Here is a 15241-nt window from a genome sequence, read left to right as displayed (position 1 = left end):
AGTCACTGTAGGGTCGATAGCCTCATGCCCGCGCGAATTTGCTACCTTCAACTCGTGGCCCTTCGCAATCAATCGCTCCACCAACGTTTTTCCTATCGCGCCGGCACCCAAAATTCCAATGTTCGCGATGATCAACCTCCAAGTCGATGGTATCTAACGTATGTGATCCCACGGCATTCTTCTCAAGATAGCGGCTCCTTGAAAATGGGGAGGACCTAACACCTTTTACTTTCAGCGGTAGGAAGCGGAACACCGCCTGGAATGGTGCGGCGCGGCAGAAAGAGCGCAGCGACGAGAGACACAAGAACGAATAAACAGCCGACAAGGTAAGCCTGCTGGGTACCCTCCGCAATCGCAGGACCAATGGCTTCTCCAGTATGAATGTAGCCCTCACTGGTCGCTCCCATGATCGAAAACATGATAGCGATCCCCGCCGCGCCAGCGAGTTGCTGGAGCGTGTTCACTATGGCGCTCCCATGAGCGAGAAGGCGCTTGTCCAAAACGCCGAGCGAAGCTGCAACTGCTTCCTCAAGCCAGCCGCGCGTCTCTGCCATATTGAGCAGGGACGCCGAGATGATCGCGCAACGTGGCTCCTGCGTAGTCGAGGTGGAATAGTCCGCGTTCCTGCAACATCGGAACGACCTCGTCGACAATTGGCGGAAGGCCATCCTCATAGACGTCAGGATTTAGCCAGAAGCCGTCCGCTGCTTCCGCCTCGAACCACTGCTGCAAATGGTCGGCGAGTTCAGTTGGTGCCCCTATGACGGATGGATGGTAATCAATCACCCCGTGTGCGAGCACGTCACGTAATGTCCACCCTTCCTTCGCAATCTCGAGCGCCTTGGTGGATCTTGGGTCATGCTGCGATGGGCGCGCTGCGGCTAGTTGTGCCGGGGCGAGTGGTTCGTCCAGCGCGGCGGAGCCAAGTGGGATGCCGAGCATCTGACCAAGATAGCCTGCGCGTTGCTCTGAAGCGTCACCGCTCATTTTAATGCGCCGGTCCAGCGCCGCACGCCGATCAGAAGCAAGGGTGGTCTGGACCCCGGCAAAAAATTTTATCTCATCAGGATCACGGCCCGCATGCTCCGCTGCTGCACGCAGCGCCATGCGTTGGGCACGCGCTTCTTCGATGGAGAAGACCGCGCCAATTACCCCGCTGGCATAGCGAGCGGCGACCTCTCCGCCAGCACCAGTGCCACCGGCTTGGAAGATAACCGGTTGCCCTTGCTCGGACGGGGGCAGGATCAGAGGCCCTGCGGACCCGACGTGGCGGCCGCGCAAATTAATCGGGCGTATCTTGTCCGGATTGGTAAACCGCCCCGATGCCTGATCATGGATCCATGCATCCCGCTCCCAGCTACCCCACAGCGCCTGCACGATCTGAACAACCTCATGCAGTCGTTCGTATTTCTCGATGCGAGGTGGCAGTTCGCGTCCATAGTTGGCGGCGATCACCGGGTTGCTCGTTGGTACGACGTTCCACCCCATACGCCCATGACTCATCAAATCGAGCGCCTTGAATTGTCGCGCCAGATTGAAGGGTTCTGTAAATGTGGTCGAGCCGGTTGCCACCATGCCGATGCGCTTGGTCCCACGAGCAATAGCGGCTGCCATCGTCATTGGCTCCATGGTCAACTGCTGAGGGTCCGAAGCGAGATCGCCATTCACCGACTGAAAATCGGGCATGAACAAAAATTGAAACTTGCCGCGTTCGGCTGTCTGCGCATGTCGCACAATGGCATCAAAGCTTGTTAGATCCTCGGGACCAACGCCCGGCCATCGCCATGCGCCGGGTTGGGTTCCGTAGCCATTACCGACCGACATCGCGAGAAGCATCTGTCTCGGGGGCATCTCAATCTCCTCATCTCGCTAGCCTGTCTTGCCAGCCATCGACAGAACAGCCATATAATGGGGACTCTCCCCGGCTCTAAAAGGATATATGGGGACCATCCCCATTTAACAAGAGGCTTGTTCGAAAGGTTCATGATGGTCGCGTCAGACAATGCTCGACAGCCTCGCAAAGATGCTGTCGCGAACCGGGCGCATATCCTGGATACCGCTGCCCGCGTTTTCGCCGAAGAAGGAGTAAACGTTTCGATGGATGCTCTCGCAAAGCACGCGGGGATTGGCTCAGCGACCCTGTACCGCAACTTTCCAAACAAGGACGCGTTGCTTGCGGCACTTCTTGCTCCCCATCACGAGCGCCTGGCGACGCGGCGAATCGCAATTGAGAGAAGTGATGGCGACGCCGGCCAAAAGCTGCAACAGTGGATCGACGCGCTCGGTGACTGGATGTTGGCATTCGAAGGACTGCCAGAGCCATTGAGGGAGGCTTGGATGACCGATACGTCGGCGCTGAAACCAGCCTGTGACGGCTTGATCGCGACAACAGAGAAATTCTTGGACGCAGCTCAGCGGGACGGCTTTTCGCGGCCATGTCTGTCCGGTCGGGACGTCTTCATCGGCGTGATGGCATTAGCATGGGCGAGCGAACAGACCACCGTAGGGAGAACCAGCCGAGCCGTCCTGAGTGACATGCTGCGAAATGGCTGGGCGGTTGGATAAGAACCGGGTGGAGATTGCGCAGACTGTAAATCTTCTCTTGGCATGGACACATGCATTGAAGCTACTTTTAGGAATCTTGCGGTTTGGATAGGTAAACACCCGCCCGCATTGTCTTAGCTCGGAGAGATAGTCTCTTAGATCTCGACGCGCCGCCCGTGGGCGATCAGGCGAGGTGGCGCAGTGTGGAAAGATGTTGCGTAAGATGGAGCCGCCGGTCCAAGTCACCGTGACGACAATCCCTTCGAAGTCGTGTTGTGGCGTTCGGGCCGCGCCGCCATTATGCATTAATGCTCTTGCCACGGGCAGAGTTGCAACAGCTGACGATATCGTGAAAAGCCTTCATTTGCGTCTGTTTGCCGCGATCTCATTGAGAGAAAAGTCGTCACATCGCTCGGTCATTCGGCAGGGCTCGTTCGGCTGGCCGCTCGACATGAAGACCGGCGGCGGTTCCTTCCTCTATCATCTGGAAGACAATCAGGTGGCGGTCGGTTTCGTCGTGCTTCTCAATTACAAGAACCCCTACCTCTATCCGTTCGAGGAATTCCAGCGGTTCAAGACACATCCGGCCATCGCCCCGATTTTCGAAGGTGGTAAACGCCTTTCTTATGGCGCACGCTCGATTACCGAGGGCGGTTATCAGTCGGTTCCGAAGCTCACATTCCCGGGCGGCGCGCTGATCGGTTGCTCCGCCGGTCTCGTCAACGTGCCGCGCATCAAGGGCAGCCACAACGCGGTCCTGTCTGGTATGCTGGCGGCGGACAAGCTTGCCGAGGCGATCGCGAGCGGCCGCGCCAATGACGAAGTGGTCGAGATCGAAAACGAGTGGCGCGACACGGCCATCGGCAAGGATCTGAAGCGGGTGCGCAACGTCAAGCCGCTGTGGTCGAAGCTCGGCACGGTTCTGGGTGTTGGCCTCGGCGGTCTCGACATGTGGACCAACCAGCTATTCGGTTTCTCCTTCTTCGGCACGCTGAAACACGGCAAGACCGATGCGCAGTCGCTCGAGCCGGCCAAGCTTCATAAAAAGATCGACTGCCTGAAGCCGGATGGCGTGCTGACGTTTGACCGCCTGTCCTCGGTGTTCCTGTCCAACACCAATCATGAGGAAGACCAGCCGGTTCATCTTCACGTGAAGGATATGGACCTGCAGAAACGCTCCGAACACGACGTTTATGCGGGCCCGTCGACACGTTACTGTCCGGCCGGGGTTTATGAATGGGTCGAGAAGGACGGCGAGGAGGTCTACGTGATCAACACGCAGAACTGCGCGCATTGCAAGACCTGCGACATCAAGGACCCCAACCAGAACATCAACTGGGTACCACCGCAGGGCGCGGAAGGGTCGGTGTATCAGAATATGTGATGATGAAACAATGCGTCTCGTGGACTTCCATTTAGCAAAGGCTATTCCTATCCGGCGTGTCGTGTCTCGGCAGGAAGACATTCGACCTTTTAAGGAGACGCGAGGTTCGCCACGCTCCGTTGTTAAAGCTGCGCGGATAAGTGTTTCGCCATCGATACCGCAAACTTTTGCACGACGATGTTGAGGCCACATGCCAGCCCTCTCGCTCTTATGTTTTTGAGCGGGGGGTAAAGTAAGAAGGTATCAATTGTCCCATCCAACTGCTGCCCTTGCAAGACGCTTTAATGAAGGCTAAAAGTGTACGGAATGGTCACTAACTTACAAGTTTCAAGACTCCCAAAGAGGGCCGGCCACAAGCATTGTTGACGGGTTGCTCGCACGTGAGGGGTCGGGGCAGAGATCGATGTCTGGCATCGCAGCGCCGCTCGGCGGATTAAAAGCCTCCTTCTACAGGTACTTCCCTTTAAGAGAGGCGCTGTTTGAGGCGGCAAAGGTGCAATGTGCGAAGAACCTTTGCCGTGCTCTCGACGGTTGAGTTAAGTCGCACCGCGTTTTTGGACTACCTTAGCGAGGGCGCGAGACATACCGAAGTCGCAACAACCTTTGAATGAGAGCCTTTAAGCCTACAAAAGTATTCATAGCCGACCTAGTTCCATAAAAAGGATTATGCAATCCTAGATGATATTATACTGAGAATTCAATATTTAAGAGCGCCTCGGTGACCTGTCCCACCTGAAATTACGGAGTACAATATGCAACATTGGCTAGACAAGCTGGTCGACCTTGCTGCGCTTCGAGGCGACGAAGGTGTTCTCAAGGATGCTCTGACCAACCTTGCCCATCAAGCGGGATTTTCCGGGTATGCTTATCTGTTCATCCGACCGGGTCACACGATTGCCTCATCAAACTACCCTCCCGAATGGCGTTCGCTCTACTTTAAGCGAAAATTTCAGGCGATCGATCCGATCGTAAACCGCGCAAAGGCGCAGAAACGGGTGTTTACATGGAGCGGGGAGGAACAGAGACGGCAGCTTTCAAAGGACGAGCGGGCGTTCTTCGACCAGGCAGCGGATTTCGGGATCCGCTCCGGTGTCACCGTCCCCATTCGAGCGGCCAATGGATCGACTTCCATGTTCACGCTCGCTTCAGACAAATCTGCAATTGATCTCGAACGCGATATCGATCCTGTCGCGGCGGCCGCCGCTGTTGGGCAGCTTCACACCCGCATGACCCTGTTGCCCCTGACATCGAGTGCACAGTATCCGGCGTGGCTCGATCCCAAGGAGGCCGCGTACCTCAACTGGATCTCAGTCGGCAAGACGATGGAAGAAGCGGCCGATCTGGAAGGCGTCAAATACAATTCCGTGAAAAGCAAACTTGAAGAGGCTAGGAAGCGCTTCCAGATCCATACGATGCCGCACCTGGTGGCGTTGGCCATCCGGGCCGGGCTAATCTGACCGCGGACTTTAGTTGACCGAAACTTTTGGGATGAAACCCAGAAGTCCAACCAGCGTATTCACCGCACCCATCTGCGCATGCATCTCGATCATCGCTTTTATGTATTCGAGATGCTGCTCGCCACCGATTGATTTGCCCGACTTATAATCCTCCGGCAACGCCTGGAACAGTTGATCCGCTTTTTCGACGAGTTGTCTGTGCAGCCGGATGGCATTGACCGCCAAGGTCTCGATATCCGAGATTGGAAGTCCGCGCGTGAGCCCGATCACCGGGCGCAATTCACATGTGTCCGACACTGGTGAATCTTTCAAATCCATTGTTGATCCAACCCGAAGAAAATTGTCTGCGGTACGCCCCCGCCGACTATGAACCCTTTGAACCCTGACCGGGGGTTAGAATCCGAGATGAATCGGCCCTGCGACCTTTAGCCGGAGCCTGGACATGCGTCGCAGGCCCCCGGACACAAGGTCAGAGGGTTCCTGGCGCCGTTTCGGCCAGCGCCAACCGTTCATCTGCGGATTCTAAGCCGCAACGCAGCACGTACTACGTCGCTGTCGTTATAAGAGGTCCAGCGGGCTTCCGCTAGTCTTGGGAAAAACAATCGTTCGGCAAATCTGCAGAGATCCTTGTTCAGGGCCTCGCACCGATCCCCGAGAGATCGATCCTAATACTTGCCTTGTTCGGATCGGACGCTACCGCATCGGTCGCAGATTCCGCCGTGTCACCGGCTTCAACGGGGTCGCTATCCTTTTCGGTATTTTCGGGATTGGCCGGTTCAGACCGAGCCTCTTCATCCGCCCTAAACACCGCCGTCCCCTCGAAGTATCCCGTCTGCCAGGCGATGATCGCATCGTCCATGACCTGTGGCAGGACTTCTTTCGCCGTGGGATTGCCATACCATTTCGAGACGATGCGAAAGACCTTGGCGAACAGCGTCGTCCCCATGCGGATATTCTCGCAAGGATCGACCATATCCGGCTTCAATTGACCGGCCTCAACGATGCCGACGCCCGCCGGGTATTGGGTGATACCCACGCGAACGGTGTTCCGACCGAGATTGTCGCGGATCAGAGCCAAGGCTTCTTCGTGTGTTGTCGGCTTCGGCACCAGCACCACCCGGTTGCCGGAGCGCACGGTGACAGCCAGCGGGTCCTGCGATCCGGCCTTCGCGATGAACTGCTCAACGATCGCGGGCTTCAGGGAAGGATCGGCGCATTGCTGGATGAGGACGGCATCGAGCATCTTGGGTACTCCCTATGTGTTGAATGCCATGACAGCGGGCAAGCCGAAAAGCCTTGCCCAGGCCGAGACGCTCGCTTTCTGGATGGCAACGATCGAGGTGTTTTCCGTCCACCAGCCGTTGCCGACGGCAACGATGACTCCTGGCGCATGCAGCATCGATTGCAGTACCGGCCAGACAATGAGCTGCTCGTAGCAGATCAGCGGCGCGATCCTTACACCGTCAACTTGGGCCACTGGATTGCCGAAGAAGTCGGCCCGCGCGCCACCGCCCTGCCCGCTCCATCGCAACCAGGGCTGCCACATGGAGCCTGGGACCGGCATGCGCTCGCGATAGACGACATCGGCCGCATCGGCCGAGATCACTGTCATCACATTATCGTAGCCACCAGGATCGATGACGGCGGCGCCTGTAATAACGGTAAGACCGGAGTTCCGCAGCCCCTCCCGCCAGACCCGCTCCACGGTCTGCGTCCAGAAGCCGAGCGCACTTTCTGGCAACACCGCGACACGAACCTCCTGGCTTGCCTCCGCGGCATTACGCACCCTCTCGATCAGGTCGCGGTGATACTGAAGCGAGCTATCGCGCCCAAGCAATTTCTCTTGTTTCAGATCGACGGCCATCCATCCGGATGTTAGTTTCGGGGGCGTCCAGTTCGTGGCGGACCAGACGTAGAGTCCTCCTAGAACTGCGGCCGCGATACGCCATCTTCGACCGGTCATGAGGACCAACAGGATCGCGGTCGCGCCGAGCCCCCACCATCCCCAGCCGGGAAACAGCACGCCGGCAGCCGTCAGGGGATGCGCCCAGCCGGTGATGCCGAACGGCGGCAGCGCGGTCAGCACCATGGCGAGCGGATAACGCATCACTCTCGCCAAATCAGCGCCCCTGCTCCAGGACTGGAATTCGTGACCGGGCCTCCTCCAGAGTGCAGCATGTACGCCAATGAACGACATTGAAGCCGTGACCCAGAGCAGAAGCCCCGGCCAGAGATCGGAAGCGTAGAAGTTGGCCACGCCCTGCGGCAACCCGCGGGAGGCCGCCAGGAAATACCCAGCGGACACGAGTGCAGCGATCGCGCGTGATGGCGCCATCGCCCAGAGCAAAGGAAAGGAAATGGCGAGCGGGAGAAGAAGCACTTCACCGCTCCAGCCGATCCAGCCACAGGCGATGGACGCGATGATCAGGAGGATGGATTTCCAGCGATCAGTCAGATGAATGTCGCCGCCATCAGGGATCGAAGATGAACACCGGCCGCGCCAGACCGAGAAGACCTGAATCCGGAAGCGGGCCAAAATATCGACTATCATAGGAGCTCGCAAAGGATGAGTGAAGGAACAGATGATGCGGCGGTACGACACCGCCGGGATCGGGCAGGAGCACCCTGCCCTCTCCGTCCCGGCGCGACACAGATGACGCGGGAACCGGGCGACCGTCGATGAGCACGTGATCCGTGATTTCGACACGCTGTCCGGGAAGTGCTGCGACCGTCTTGATCAGCGGCGCGAACCCGCCGGGGCACAGCCCCCGCCGCAGATATCCGCGCCGCCACGCCTCTGCGAACACGGCTGTCATGGGCGGGCATAAAAACACCAGATCGCCTATAGAGACCGGGCGTTGAAGCCCTTCAATACGCCAGAGGCCGAGCGGCTCGCTTGGAGTCAGGTTCAGGCGGTAGCCACCCGTGAACGCGGCCGCCGTCAGTGCGGACACGAAGACGGCGGCGCCCGTCATAAACAGAAGAACCCGCCTCCGCCTCATTGCTTAATCACCGGCGTCTGACGCTGGGTAAGACGCTGTTCCTCCGCTTGTTTTAGCGAGTGGACGGTGCGCTCATGGGCGGAGAGCTGTTGCGCTGTCCGCATCACCGGCCAGGCTTGTTTGAGCTCCTCCTTCTGTTCCGGCTTCATACCCTTGGAAAGCTCTTCGTACTGTTTTCCGGAGGGTTCACGGACAGCGTTGCTCAACAAGGTGCGCTCGCCGAACCGCTCGGTGATCGCCTTGTTCAATTCGTCAATTTCGAGCTTGGTCTCCCGATTGCTCAGCGCATACCCCATCGCAGCCGGCAGATCGTTGCGGTCGATGGCATCACGCACCCTCTCCAGCACCACGCGCGCCGCAGGCGACAGGGCCGGAATGTCGATCGAAACCCGCCGACGCAAGGCCTGCTCGTCCGCCTGAAGCTTCATTGCGACGGTCTCTCGTATGCGAAAATACTGCTCGAGATCGCGTTTCAGAGCCGGAACATTGACCTCAGCGACACGACGCGCCTCCCGCTCGGACTTGGTGGCGAGAATGCCGGTCTTGCCCGTCAGCGCGCCGATCGACGCCGGCTTCGCCTCGAGTTTCTGGAGAACCTGCTTCGCCATCTCCTTGTCTGCCAGGACCGCGTCGATGTTCATCGAGCGGAAAGCAGTTTCGGGATCGGCAAAGACATAAGCAAAACGTGCCGAGACTTCTTCCCATTGCCGTTGCAGGGCGGGATCAGCGCCAAGCTTGTCACCGACCGTATCGGCAACAGAGCCAGCGAATGTCTTGATACCTGCGACCATGGGCGCGGCCTCCTTCATCGTCTGAGTGTTCGGGGATTGGGTGATGCCGAGGTGCGCGGCTAAGGCAGAAAGACGCCGGCCGAGATCGACGAGTTTGGCTTTCTGGCGCAGCGTCCAGTCGAGCCGGTCGCGTACCAGCGTCCGGGCGACCTGCACGATGTTCAGGCCACGAGCCTCGGCGAACCGCAGCGCCTCGCGATATAGCTGGCCGCGCTCGTAATCGAGCGTGGTCTCCTTGGCGTTCCTTTGGGATAGAACCTTGGGCAGACCGCCATTGAATGAGAAGGATCTGGTTCCGTAGTAGAGCTGCAGATCCTCACGATGGCGGGTCATGGCCACATAGGTCAGATGCCGGTCCAGCGACAGGGAAGCGAGCACTTTGACCCTATCGACCGTCGCTCCTTGAGACTTGTGAATCGTCGTCGCGTAGCCGTGATCGAGATTGTTGTAGAACCGCTGTTCGACGATCACCTGGCGTCGATGATCGCCCTCGCCCACCGTCGCGACGATGCGGTTTGCTGCAGCTTCTACGACATGACCTATCATGCCATTCTTGACGCCGAGCGATCCTTCGTTCTTCAAGAAGACGATCTGGTCGCCGGCATCGAAACGGCGTTCGCCGTCGGCGGTCCAGAACAGATGACCTTCTCCGACGATGCCGCGTTCGACCAGCTTTTCGCGGGCCATTACATTCAACATGCGCACGTCACGACGAAGATGCGCGAGGATCAATGTTGTCTTCGTCCGATCGTAACCGTGGTTCCAGTCACCTATCAGCCGCTCGACAGCTTCGGTCTTAAGGCGTGTTCCCGTAATTCTGGCATTGGCATCATAAGCGGCCAGCGCCTTTTCCACATTGCCATGGGCCAGATCGAGCGACGCCTTGCGCATCCAGTCCTCGCGCTGGCGATAGATCGTCTCGAGTTCGGCACAACCAATGCGGTCAACGACGGCGCGGAAGGCAGCACCCGCCTCGATCGGCTGGAGCTGTTCGGGATCGCCGACCAGCACGAGCTTGGCGCCTGCCCTGACAACGTTATCAACGAAGCCGGCCATCTGTTTTGAGGCGACCATGCCCGCCTCGTCCATGACGAAGATGGTCTTCTCGTCCAGACCATCACGGCCTCGATTCCAGCGCAGCTCCCATGACGCGAGCGTCTGGCTCGCGATGCCTGCTTCCTTCTCCAGACCTTCAGCGGCCTTACCGGCGAGGGCACCGCCAACCACACGATATCCGGCCAGTTCCCAAGCCTCTCGCGCCGCCTTCATCATCGTGGTCTTGCCAGCACCGGCGCGTCCGACGACCGCGGCGATCTGGGCAGGTCCTGCGACGCGCTCGATCGCCGCTTTCTGCTCTTCCGACAGGCGTTCATGCCTTCGGAACGTTGCATCGAGAACGGCCGTGGAAACCTCATACCTCTCTTTGCCCGACAGCCACGTCGCCTGCCGCGCCATCGTCGCCTCAAGGCGGATCATCGCCCGTGTCGAATAGCGCGCCGGCAGCTTGTCACCGGTCGCAAAATCGATTGTGTCGCGCTGGAGCCGGAGCACCTCGGGGTTGAGGATGATACGCAACATCAGCTGCTGGAAGACAGCGGGATCGTCAATATAGCGATGCAGCACTTTCGCAACATCGCGCTCATCGAAGACGCTCTTTTCCCGCGTGATCAGGTCGAGCACGATGGCTGGATTGTTCAGAATGCGGCGGGCGTTTTCCGAGCGTCGCTGCTCATTCAGCTCGATCCGTTCCAGTTCCGGGCGAACACCTTGTTGCTCCGCCTTGCGCTCGATCGCCTTGGTCCCGACACCAAGATGAATGGTGGGCTCGAGATCGATGCCCTGCTTTTCGTAGGAGCGCCCATCAATGCGAAGATCGATGCCGCCGAGAGCCAGATGGTGGTTGAGGCGTTCAAACCATCCATCCCGCAGCACGTTAAAGTCATCAGTCGAGCCGGCCCAGAGTTCGTAGAGGATTTTCCCGGACTTCGTCCGCACCGCCTGGCCATCCTCGCCGATGACAGCAACCTTCTTCGACCCGAAGCCGTCGTGGGAGAGCGGCCGCAACGTGGTCATCAGATGAATATGCGGATTGCCGGCATTGTCGTGATAAACCCAGTCGGCGACCATACCTTTGGCCAGAATGTGTTTCTCGACAAAATCCCGGACCAGGGCGATGTTCTGCTCGGCCGACAGTTCCAGGGGCAAGGCAATCGTCAGGTCACGGGCAAGCTGCGCATCGGCACGCTTCTCGAAAGCTTCGACCCGGTTCCAGAAGGCTTCCGACGCACCTGAGACAGAGCGGTCGGCGATCATCGATCGAACCCAGTTCGGGGCATCTGCCGGGAGGAGAAACTCCTCGTGAAGCAGCCTCTGCTTCCGCGTGTAGTCGATGGTGCGAGCCTCACGTTGATAGTCCATCTTCGCGCAGTGCCGGTAGGCCGCGGACAGCACGGCACTGCGGCCGGAGCCGCGGCTGACGATGCTGGCTGAGAAGTGGGCGATGGCCACGGCGAAGAGCGCTCCCGGTTAGAACCAAGTTCGTCAGGAGTGGCGGCGGAACCCGCCTCTCCGGGCCAAAAAGCAACACGTCGCCTTGCGACGTATAATTGCGCCCTTGGAGCCATTCCTTCGGAACGGCGGGATCATTCACAAAAGCATCGGCCTTGGCGACCTGCAGATCTGCAGATGTCTTTTTCAGCGCATCCGGAAGAGTCTGGGCGTCGCAAGAGCAACGCCCGACTTCAAAAGGAGCAACCGGAATGAAGAAACCGTCATCGAAGATCAGGGAAGAGATCGCCAGATTGCAGGACCAGCTGAGGCAGGCCGAGACCCGTGAGGCCGAGCGCATTGGTCGCATCGCGCTGAAATCCGGTCTCGGGGACATCGAGATTGACGAGGCAGAGCTCCAGGCTGCCTTCGAGGATGTCGCAAAACGGTTTCGCGGAGGCAAAAGTATTGCGACCGGGAGAAAGAATGCCGGCGAGAACAGAAGCGGCGGTGAGCCGTCCACGGCGCAGTCGCCTGGCGCGGATGCGGGCGGCCCTGGTGAGGCTTAAGCGCATGGCGAAAGCGATGACATCAGATGCGCGCAAAAAGGACACGCGCGAAAAAATCGAGCTCGGCGGCCTGATCGTTAAAGCCGGGCTGCGCTACGAGAAGCGTGCTCTGTTGTTCGGCCTGCTGATCGACGCCAACAGGCGGATCAAGGGCGACGAGACGGAGAAGGCACGCCTGGCGGCGATCGGCGCGGAGGCCTTCGGCAATGACAGCGAATAGGCTGCTTCTGACAATCCTGCCCGCAGCAATCATGCTCGCGGCGCTGGTCCTGATGTCAGGCTTTGAACATCGGCTGGCGGCACTCGGAACATCAGCGCCGACGAAGCTGACACTGGGCCGCGCGGGGCTCGCCCTACCCTACGTGGGCGCCGCCGCGATCGGCGTTGTTGCGCTGTTCGCCATCCATGGTTCGGCGCATATCAAGGCCGCCGCTCTGAGCGTGCTGGCTGGAAGTGCTGTGGTCATTATCATCGCTATGACACGCGAGGCCATAAGACTGGCCGCTATTGCCAGCGACGTCCCGGCCGGTCAATCGGTTCTCGCCTACGCCGACCCGGCAACCACGCTCGGCGCGGCCGTCGCCTTCATCGGAAGCGTCTTCGCTTTACGGGTTGCGATCAAGGGGAATGCCGCCTTCGCAATGGCAGCCCCGAAGCGGATCGGCGGAAAACGCGCTGTCCACGGTGAGGCCGACTGGATGAGACTGCCCGAAGCTGCGAGACTGTTTCCCGAAGCCGGCGGTATCGTTATCGGCGAACGCTATCGCGTCGATCGCGACAGCGTTGCCGCCATGCCATTCCGCTCCGATCAACCGCAAAGCTGGGGCGCCGGCGGCAAGTCGCCGCTGCTCTGCTTCGACGGCTCGTTCGGCTCGTCGCATGGAATTGTCTTCGCCGGCTCCGGCGGTTTTAAGACGACGTCGGTGACGATCCCGACCGCGCTCAAATGGGGCGGTGGTCTCGTCGTGCTGGATCCGTCAAGCGAGGTCGCGCCGATGGTGATCGAGCACCGGCGCAAGGCCGGACGCAAGGTCATCGTGCTGGATCCCACCGCATCGGGTGTCGGCTTCAATGCTCTCGACTGGATCGGCCGTCACGGCAATACAAAGGAAGAAGACATCGTCGCTGTCGCCACATGGATTATGACCGACAATGCCCGCACCGCATCCGCCCGCGACGACTTCTTCCGGGCTTCGGCGATGCAGCTGTTGACGGCGCTGATTGCTGATGTGTGCCTTTCCGGCCATACCGATGAAAAAGACCAGACGCTGCGCCGTGTCCGGGCCAATCTCTCCGAGCCGGAGCCGCAGCTTCGGGCGCGTCTGACGAAGATCTACGAGCAGTCGGACTCCGACTTTGTAAAGGAGAATGTCGCTGTGTTCGTCAACATGACACCGGAGACGTTCTCCGGTGTCTATGCCAATGCGGTCAAGGAGACCCATTGGCTCTCCTATCCGAACTACGCCGGTCTTGTCTCCGGCAACAGCTTCTCCACCGACGATGTAGCCGCCGGTGGCACCGACATCTTCATTGCGCTCAATCTCAAGGTGCTGGAAGCGCATCCGGGCCTTGCCCGCGTCGTCATCGGTTCGCTGCTCAATGCAATCTATAACCGCAATGGCAACCTGAAGGATCGCACGCTTTTCCTGCTCGACGAGGTGGCGCGTCTCGGCTACCTGCGCATCCTTGAGACCGCCCGTGACGCTGGGCGCAAATACGGGATCACGCTGACGATGATCTTCCAGTCACTCGGCCAGATGCGCGAGGCTTATGGCGGGCTAGATGCGACGAGCAAGTGGTTCGAATCCGCATCGTGGATTTCGTTCGCGGCCATCAATGATCCCGATACGGCAGACTACATCTCGAAGCGCTGCGGCGACACCACGATCGAGGTCGACCAGACCAACCGATCTTCCGGAATGAAGGGATCGTCACGATCGCGATCGAAGCAACTTAGTCGTCGGCCGCTGATCCTGCCGCATGAAGTGTTGCGCATGCGCAGTGACGAGCAGATCGTCTTCACTTCGGGAAATGCTCCGCTTCGATGCGGGCGACCCATCTGGTTTAGACGCGCGGACATGAAAGCCTGTGTTGGAGAGAACCGGTTCCACAGGCCGGCCATCAAACAGCCCCAGCGCGGTGACACGGACGTCGTGGACATTGAGGAGATTAGAGGTTGAGAGCATCGCCGACCGTTGCCACCATCGCCATCATGATATTCTCCGGCTTTTCGAACGCGGGGTTAGCCGAGCAACCGGAGAAATCGAATGAGCAATTCTCGATTTGTGGGAGCGGGCACAGGATCAGCTGCGTCGTGGATGGTGATACCTTCTGGCTTCGAGGCACGAAGATCAGGATTGCCGACATTGACACACCAGAGCTTAGCCCTCCGAGATGTGAGCGTGAACGCCAACGCGGCATGGCTGCAAAGCAGCGCCTGCTCGAAATTCTCAACTCGGGCCCAATCGTTTTGAAGAGCACAGCAAGAGACGAGGATCGCTTTGGCCGGAAGCTCCGGGTCGTCTTTCGCGGTGATCGCTCTGTCGGCATTATCCTTATCGCCGAAGGCTTGGCCCGGAAGTGGGAGGGATCACGTCGCGGCTGGTGTGATTGAAGCGGCCCGACGGATCAACGTCATGAATCGGTGAGCACATTGCGATTCAAAACTCTCATTGGACGTCGGCTTCCGATCGCGCGATTCTGCGTTTATGATCGCACAGCCTTATCACCTCTATGTCGAGCGTATCGCCCCTGAACAGAACATGGCGCGCTTCTACGCGCTTGCTGTCCAGCCGACACTGTTCGGCGAGGTGTCTCTTGTGCGCGCTTGGGGACGGATCGGAACACGGGGGCAGCAGATGGTTCATCTCTTTGACAACGAAGGCGAGGCTGTCAGACTGTTCCTGGATGTTCTTCGAGAAAAACGCAGGCGGGGCTACAAGCCGAAACGAGTTGTGGACATCCAACGGATCTAGGCCATGTCGCGATCGCCAACGATGACAACGAA

14 protein-coding genes and 2 pseudogenes are annotated in these 15241 nt (G+C 59.1%); 9 read left to right on the top strand and 7 right to left on the bottom strand.

The window, feature by feature from the left end:
• Positions 1-15: 15 nt before the first annotated feature.
• Positions 16-111: pseudogene (locus JNB91_RS18355) on the bottom strand (NAD(P)-binding domain-containing protein); the annotation flags it as partial.
• A 417-nt stretch (positions 112-528) separates the two neighbouring features.
• Positions 529-1851 (bottom strand): NtaA/DmoA family FMN-dependent monooxygenase, encoded by a 1323-nt coding sequence (locus JNB91_RS18350; RefSeq protein WP_220326956.1) that lies wholly within the window; start codon positions 1849-1851, stop codon positions 529-531.
• A gap of 132 nt (positions 1852-1983) precedes the next feature.
• Between JNB91_RS18350 and JNB91_RS18345 the strand changes: the two genes are divergently transcribed.
• The 4 genes and pseudogenes from JNB91_RS18345 to traR all read left to right on the top strand — a co-directional run bounded on the left by JNB91_RS18345 (position 1984) and on the right by traR (position 5385).
• Positions 1984-2565: a TetR/AcrR family transcriptional regulator gene (locus JNB91_RS18345; RefSeq protein WP_223218262.1), complete on the top strand. Its 582-nt coding sequence runs from the start codon at positions 1984-1986 to the stop codon at positions 2563-2565.
• A gap of 403 nt (positions 2566-2968) precedes the next feature.
• Positions 2969-3928: pseudogene (locus JNB91_RS18340) on the top strand (electron transfer flavoprotein-ubiquinone oxidoreductase); the annotation flags it as partial.
• 370 nt (positions 3929-4298) lie between these two features.
• Complete coding sequence (locus JNB91_RS31700; protein ID WP_223218261.1) at positions 4299-4463, top strand: TetR family transcriptional regulator; 165 nt, start codon at positions 4299-4301, stop codon at positions 4461-4463.
• 217 nt (positions 4464-4680) lie between these two features.
• Positions 4681-5385: an autoinducer-binding transcriptional regulator TraR gene (traR, locus tag JNB91_RS18330; protein WP_220326954.1), complete on the top strand. Its 705-nt coding sequence runs from the start codon at positions 4681-4683 to the stop codon at positions 5383-5385.
• Positions 5386-5394: 9 nt separating this feature from the next.
• Here traR and JNB91_RS18325 read toward each other — a convergent pair whose 3' ends face one another.
• The 5 genes from JNB91_RS18325 to traA all read right to left on the bottom strand — a co-directional run bounded on the left by JNB91_RS18325 (position 5395) and on the right by traA (position 11686).
• Positions 5395-5703, bottom strand: a complete 309-nt coding sequence (locus JNB91_RS18325; protein ID WP_220326953.1) for a transcriptional repressor TraM — start codon at positions 5701-5703, stop codon at positions 5395-5397.
• A gap of 313 nt (positions 5704-6016) precedes the next feature.
• Positions 6017-6628 (bottom strand): TraH family protein, encoded by a 612-nt coding sequence (locus JNB91_RS18320; RefSeq protein ID WP_220326952.1) that lies wholly within the window; start codon positions 6626-6628, stop codon positions 6017-6019.
• Positions 6629-6640: 12 nt separating this feature from the next.
• Positions 6641-7936 (bottom strand): conjugal transfer protein TraB, encoded by a 1296-nt coding sequence (locus JNB91_RS18315; protein WP_220326951.1) that lies wholly within the window; start codon positions 7934-7936, stop codon positions 6641-6643.
• Positions 7857-8360, bottom strand: coding sequence for a conjugative transfer signal peptidase TraF (traF, locus tag JNB91_RS18310; RefSeq protein ID WP_430736309.1), 504 nt, complete (start codon positions 8358-8360; stop codon positions 7857-7859). The genes JNB91_RS18315 and traF overlap by 80 nt, the downstream gene beginning before the upstream one ends.
• A 23-nt stretch (positions 8361-8383) precedes the next feature.
• Positions 8384-11686, bottom strand: a complete 3303-nt coding sequence (traA, locus tag JNB91_RS18305; protein ID WP_220326949.1) for a Ti-type conjugative transfer relaxase TraA — start codon at positions 11684-11686, stop codon at positions 8384-8386.
• Positions 11687-11937: 251 nt separating this feature from the next.
• On the opposite strand from traA, the gene traC reads away from it, so the two are divergent.
• From traC to JNB91_RS18280, 5 genes are all read left to right on the top strand, one after another.
• Positions 11938-12234: a conjugal transfer protein TraC gene (gene traC / locus JNB91_RS18300; RefSeq protein ID WP_220326948.1), complete on the top strand. Its 297-nt coding sequence runs from the start codon at positions 11938-11940 to the stop codon at positions 12232-12234.
• Between the two features lie 4 nt (positions 12235-12238).
• Positions 12239-12454, top strand: a complete 216-nt coding sequence (gene traD, locus JNB91_RS18295; RefSeq protein ID WP_220326947.1) for a type IV conjugative transfer system coupling protein TraD — start codon at positions 12239-12241, stop codon at positions 12452-12454.
• Positions 12441-14414 (top strand): Ti-type conjugative transfer system protein TraG, encoded by a 1974-nt coding sequence (gene traG / locus JNB91_RS18290; RefSeq protein ID WP_220326946.1) that lies wholly within the window; start codon positions 12441-12443, stop codon positions 14412-14414. The genes traD and traG overlap by 14 nt, the downstream gene beginning before the upstream one ends.
• 32 nt (positions 14415-14446) lie before the next feature.
• Positions 14447-14848 carry a thermonuclease family protein gene (locus JNB91_RS18285; RefSeq protein ID WP_220327046.1) on the top strand — a complete coding sequence of 134 codons (402 nt, stop codon included), beginning with the start codon at positions 14447-14449 and terminating at the stop codon, positions 14846-14848.
• Between the two features lie 94 nt (positions 14849-14942).
• The gene (locus JNB91_RS18280; protein ID WP_220326945.1) at positions 14943-15209 is read left to right on the top strand and encodes a WGR domain-containing protein; all 267 of its coding nucleotides are present in this window, start codon (positions 14943-14945) and stop codon (positions 15207-15209) included.
• Positions 15210-15241: the final 32 nt, after the last annotated feature.

It is taken from the genome of Aliirhizobium wenxiniae, from assembly GCF_019511445.1.
GTDB classification, from domain to species: domain Bacteria; phylum Pseudomonadota; class Alphaproteobacteria; order Rhizobiales; family Rhizobiaceae; genus Neorhizobium; species Neorhizobium wenxiniae_A.
Note: the sequence above shows the minus strand (reverse complement) of the source record. Positions and strands in the feature narration are given on the sequence as shown.

Bases quoted from the DNA above. Each gene is read 5' to 3' on its own strand.
- JNB91_RS18325 (WP_220326953.1), bottom strand. From the start codon at position 5,703: ATGGATTTGAAAGATTCACCAGTGTCGGACACATGTGAATTGCGCCCG.
- traD (WP_220326947.1), top strand. From the start codon at position 12,239: ATGGCGAAAGCGATGACATCAGATGCGCGCAAAAAGGACACGCGCGAA.
- JNB91_RS18320 (WP_220326952.1), bottom strand. From the start codon at position 6,628: ATGCTCGATGCCGTCCTCATCCAGCAATGCGCCGATCCTTCCCTGAAG.
- traC (WP_220326948.1), top strand. From the start codon at position 11,938: ATGAAGAAACCGTCATCGAAGATCAGGGAAGAGATCGCCAGATTGCAG.
- traF (WP_430736309.1), bottom strand. From the start codon at position 8,360: ATGACGGGCGCCGCCGTCTTCGTGTCCGCACTGACGGCGGCCGCGTTC.
- JNB91_RS18345 (WP_223218262.1), top strand. From the start codon at position 1,984: ATGATGGTCGCGTCAGACAATGCTCGACAGCCTCGCAAAGATGCTGTC.
- JNB91_RS18285 (WP_220327046.1), top strand. From the start codon at position 14,447: ATGATATTCTCCGGCTTTTCGAACGCGGGGTTAGCCGAGCAACCGGAG.
- JNB91_RS18350 (WP_220326956.1), bottom strand. From the start codon at position 1,851: ATGCCCCCGAGACAGATGCTTCTCGCGATGTCGGTCGGTAATGGCTAC.
- traR (WP_220326954.1), top strand. From the start codon at position 4,681: ATGCAACATTGGCTAGACAAGCTGGTCGACCTTGCTGCGCTTCGAGGC.
- traG (WP_220326946.1), top strand. From the start codon at position 12,441: ATGACAGCGAATAGGCTGCTTCTGACAATCCTGCCCGCAGCAATCATG.
- JNB91_RS18280 (WP_220326945.1), top strand. From the start codon at position 14,943: ATGATCGCACAGCCTTATCACCTCTATGTCGAGCGTATCGCCCCTGAA.
- JNB91_RS18315 (WP_220326951.1), bottom strand. From the start codon at position 7,936: ATGATAGTCGATATTTTGGCCCGCTTCCGGATTCAGGTCTTCTCGGTC.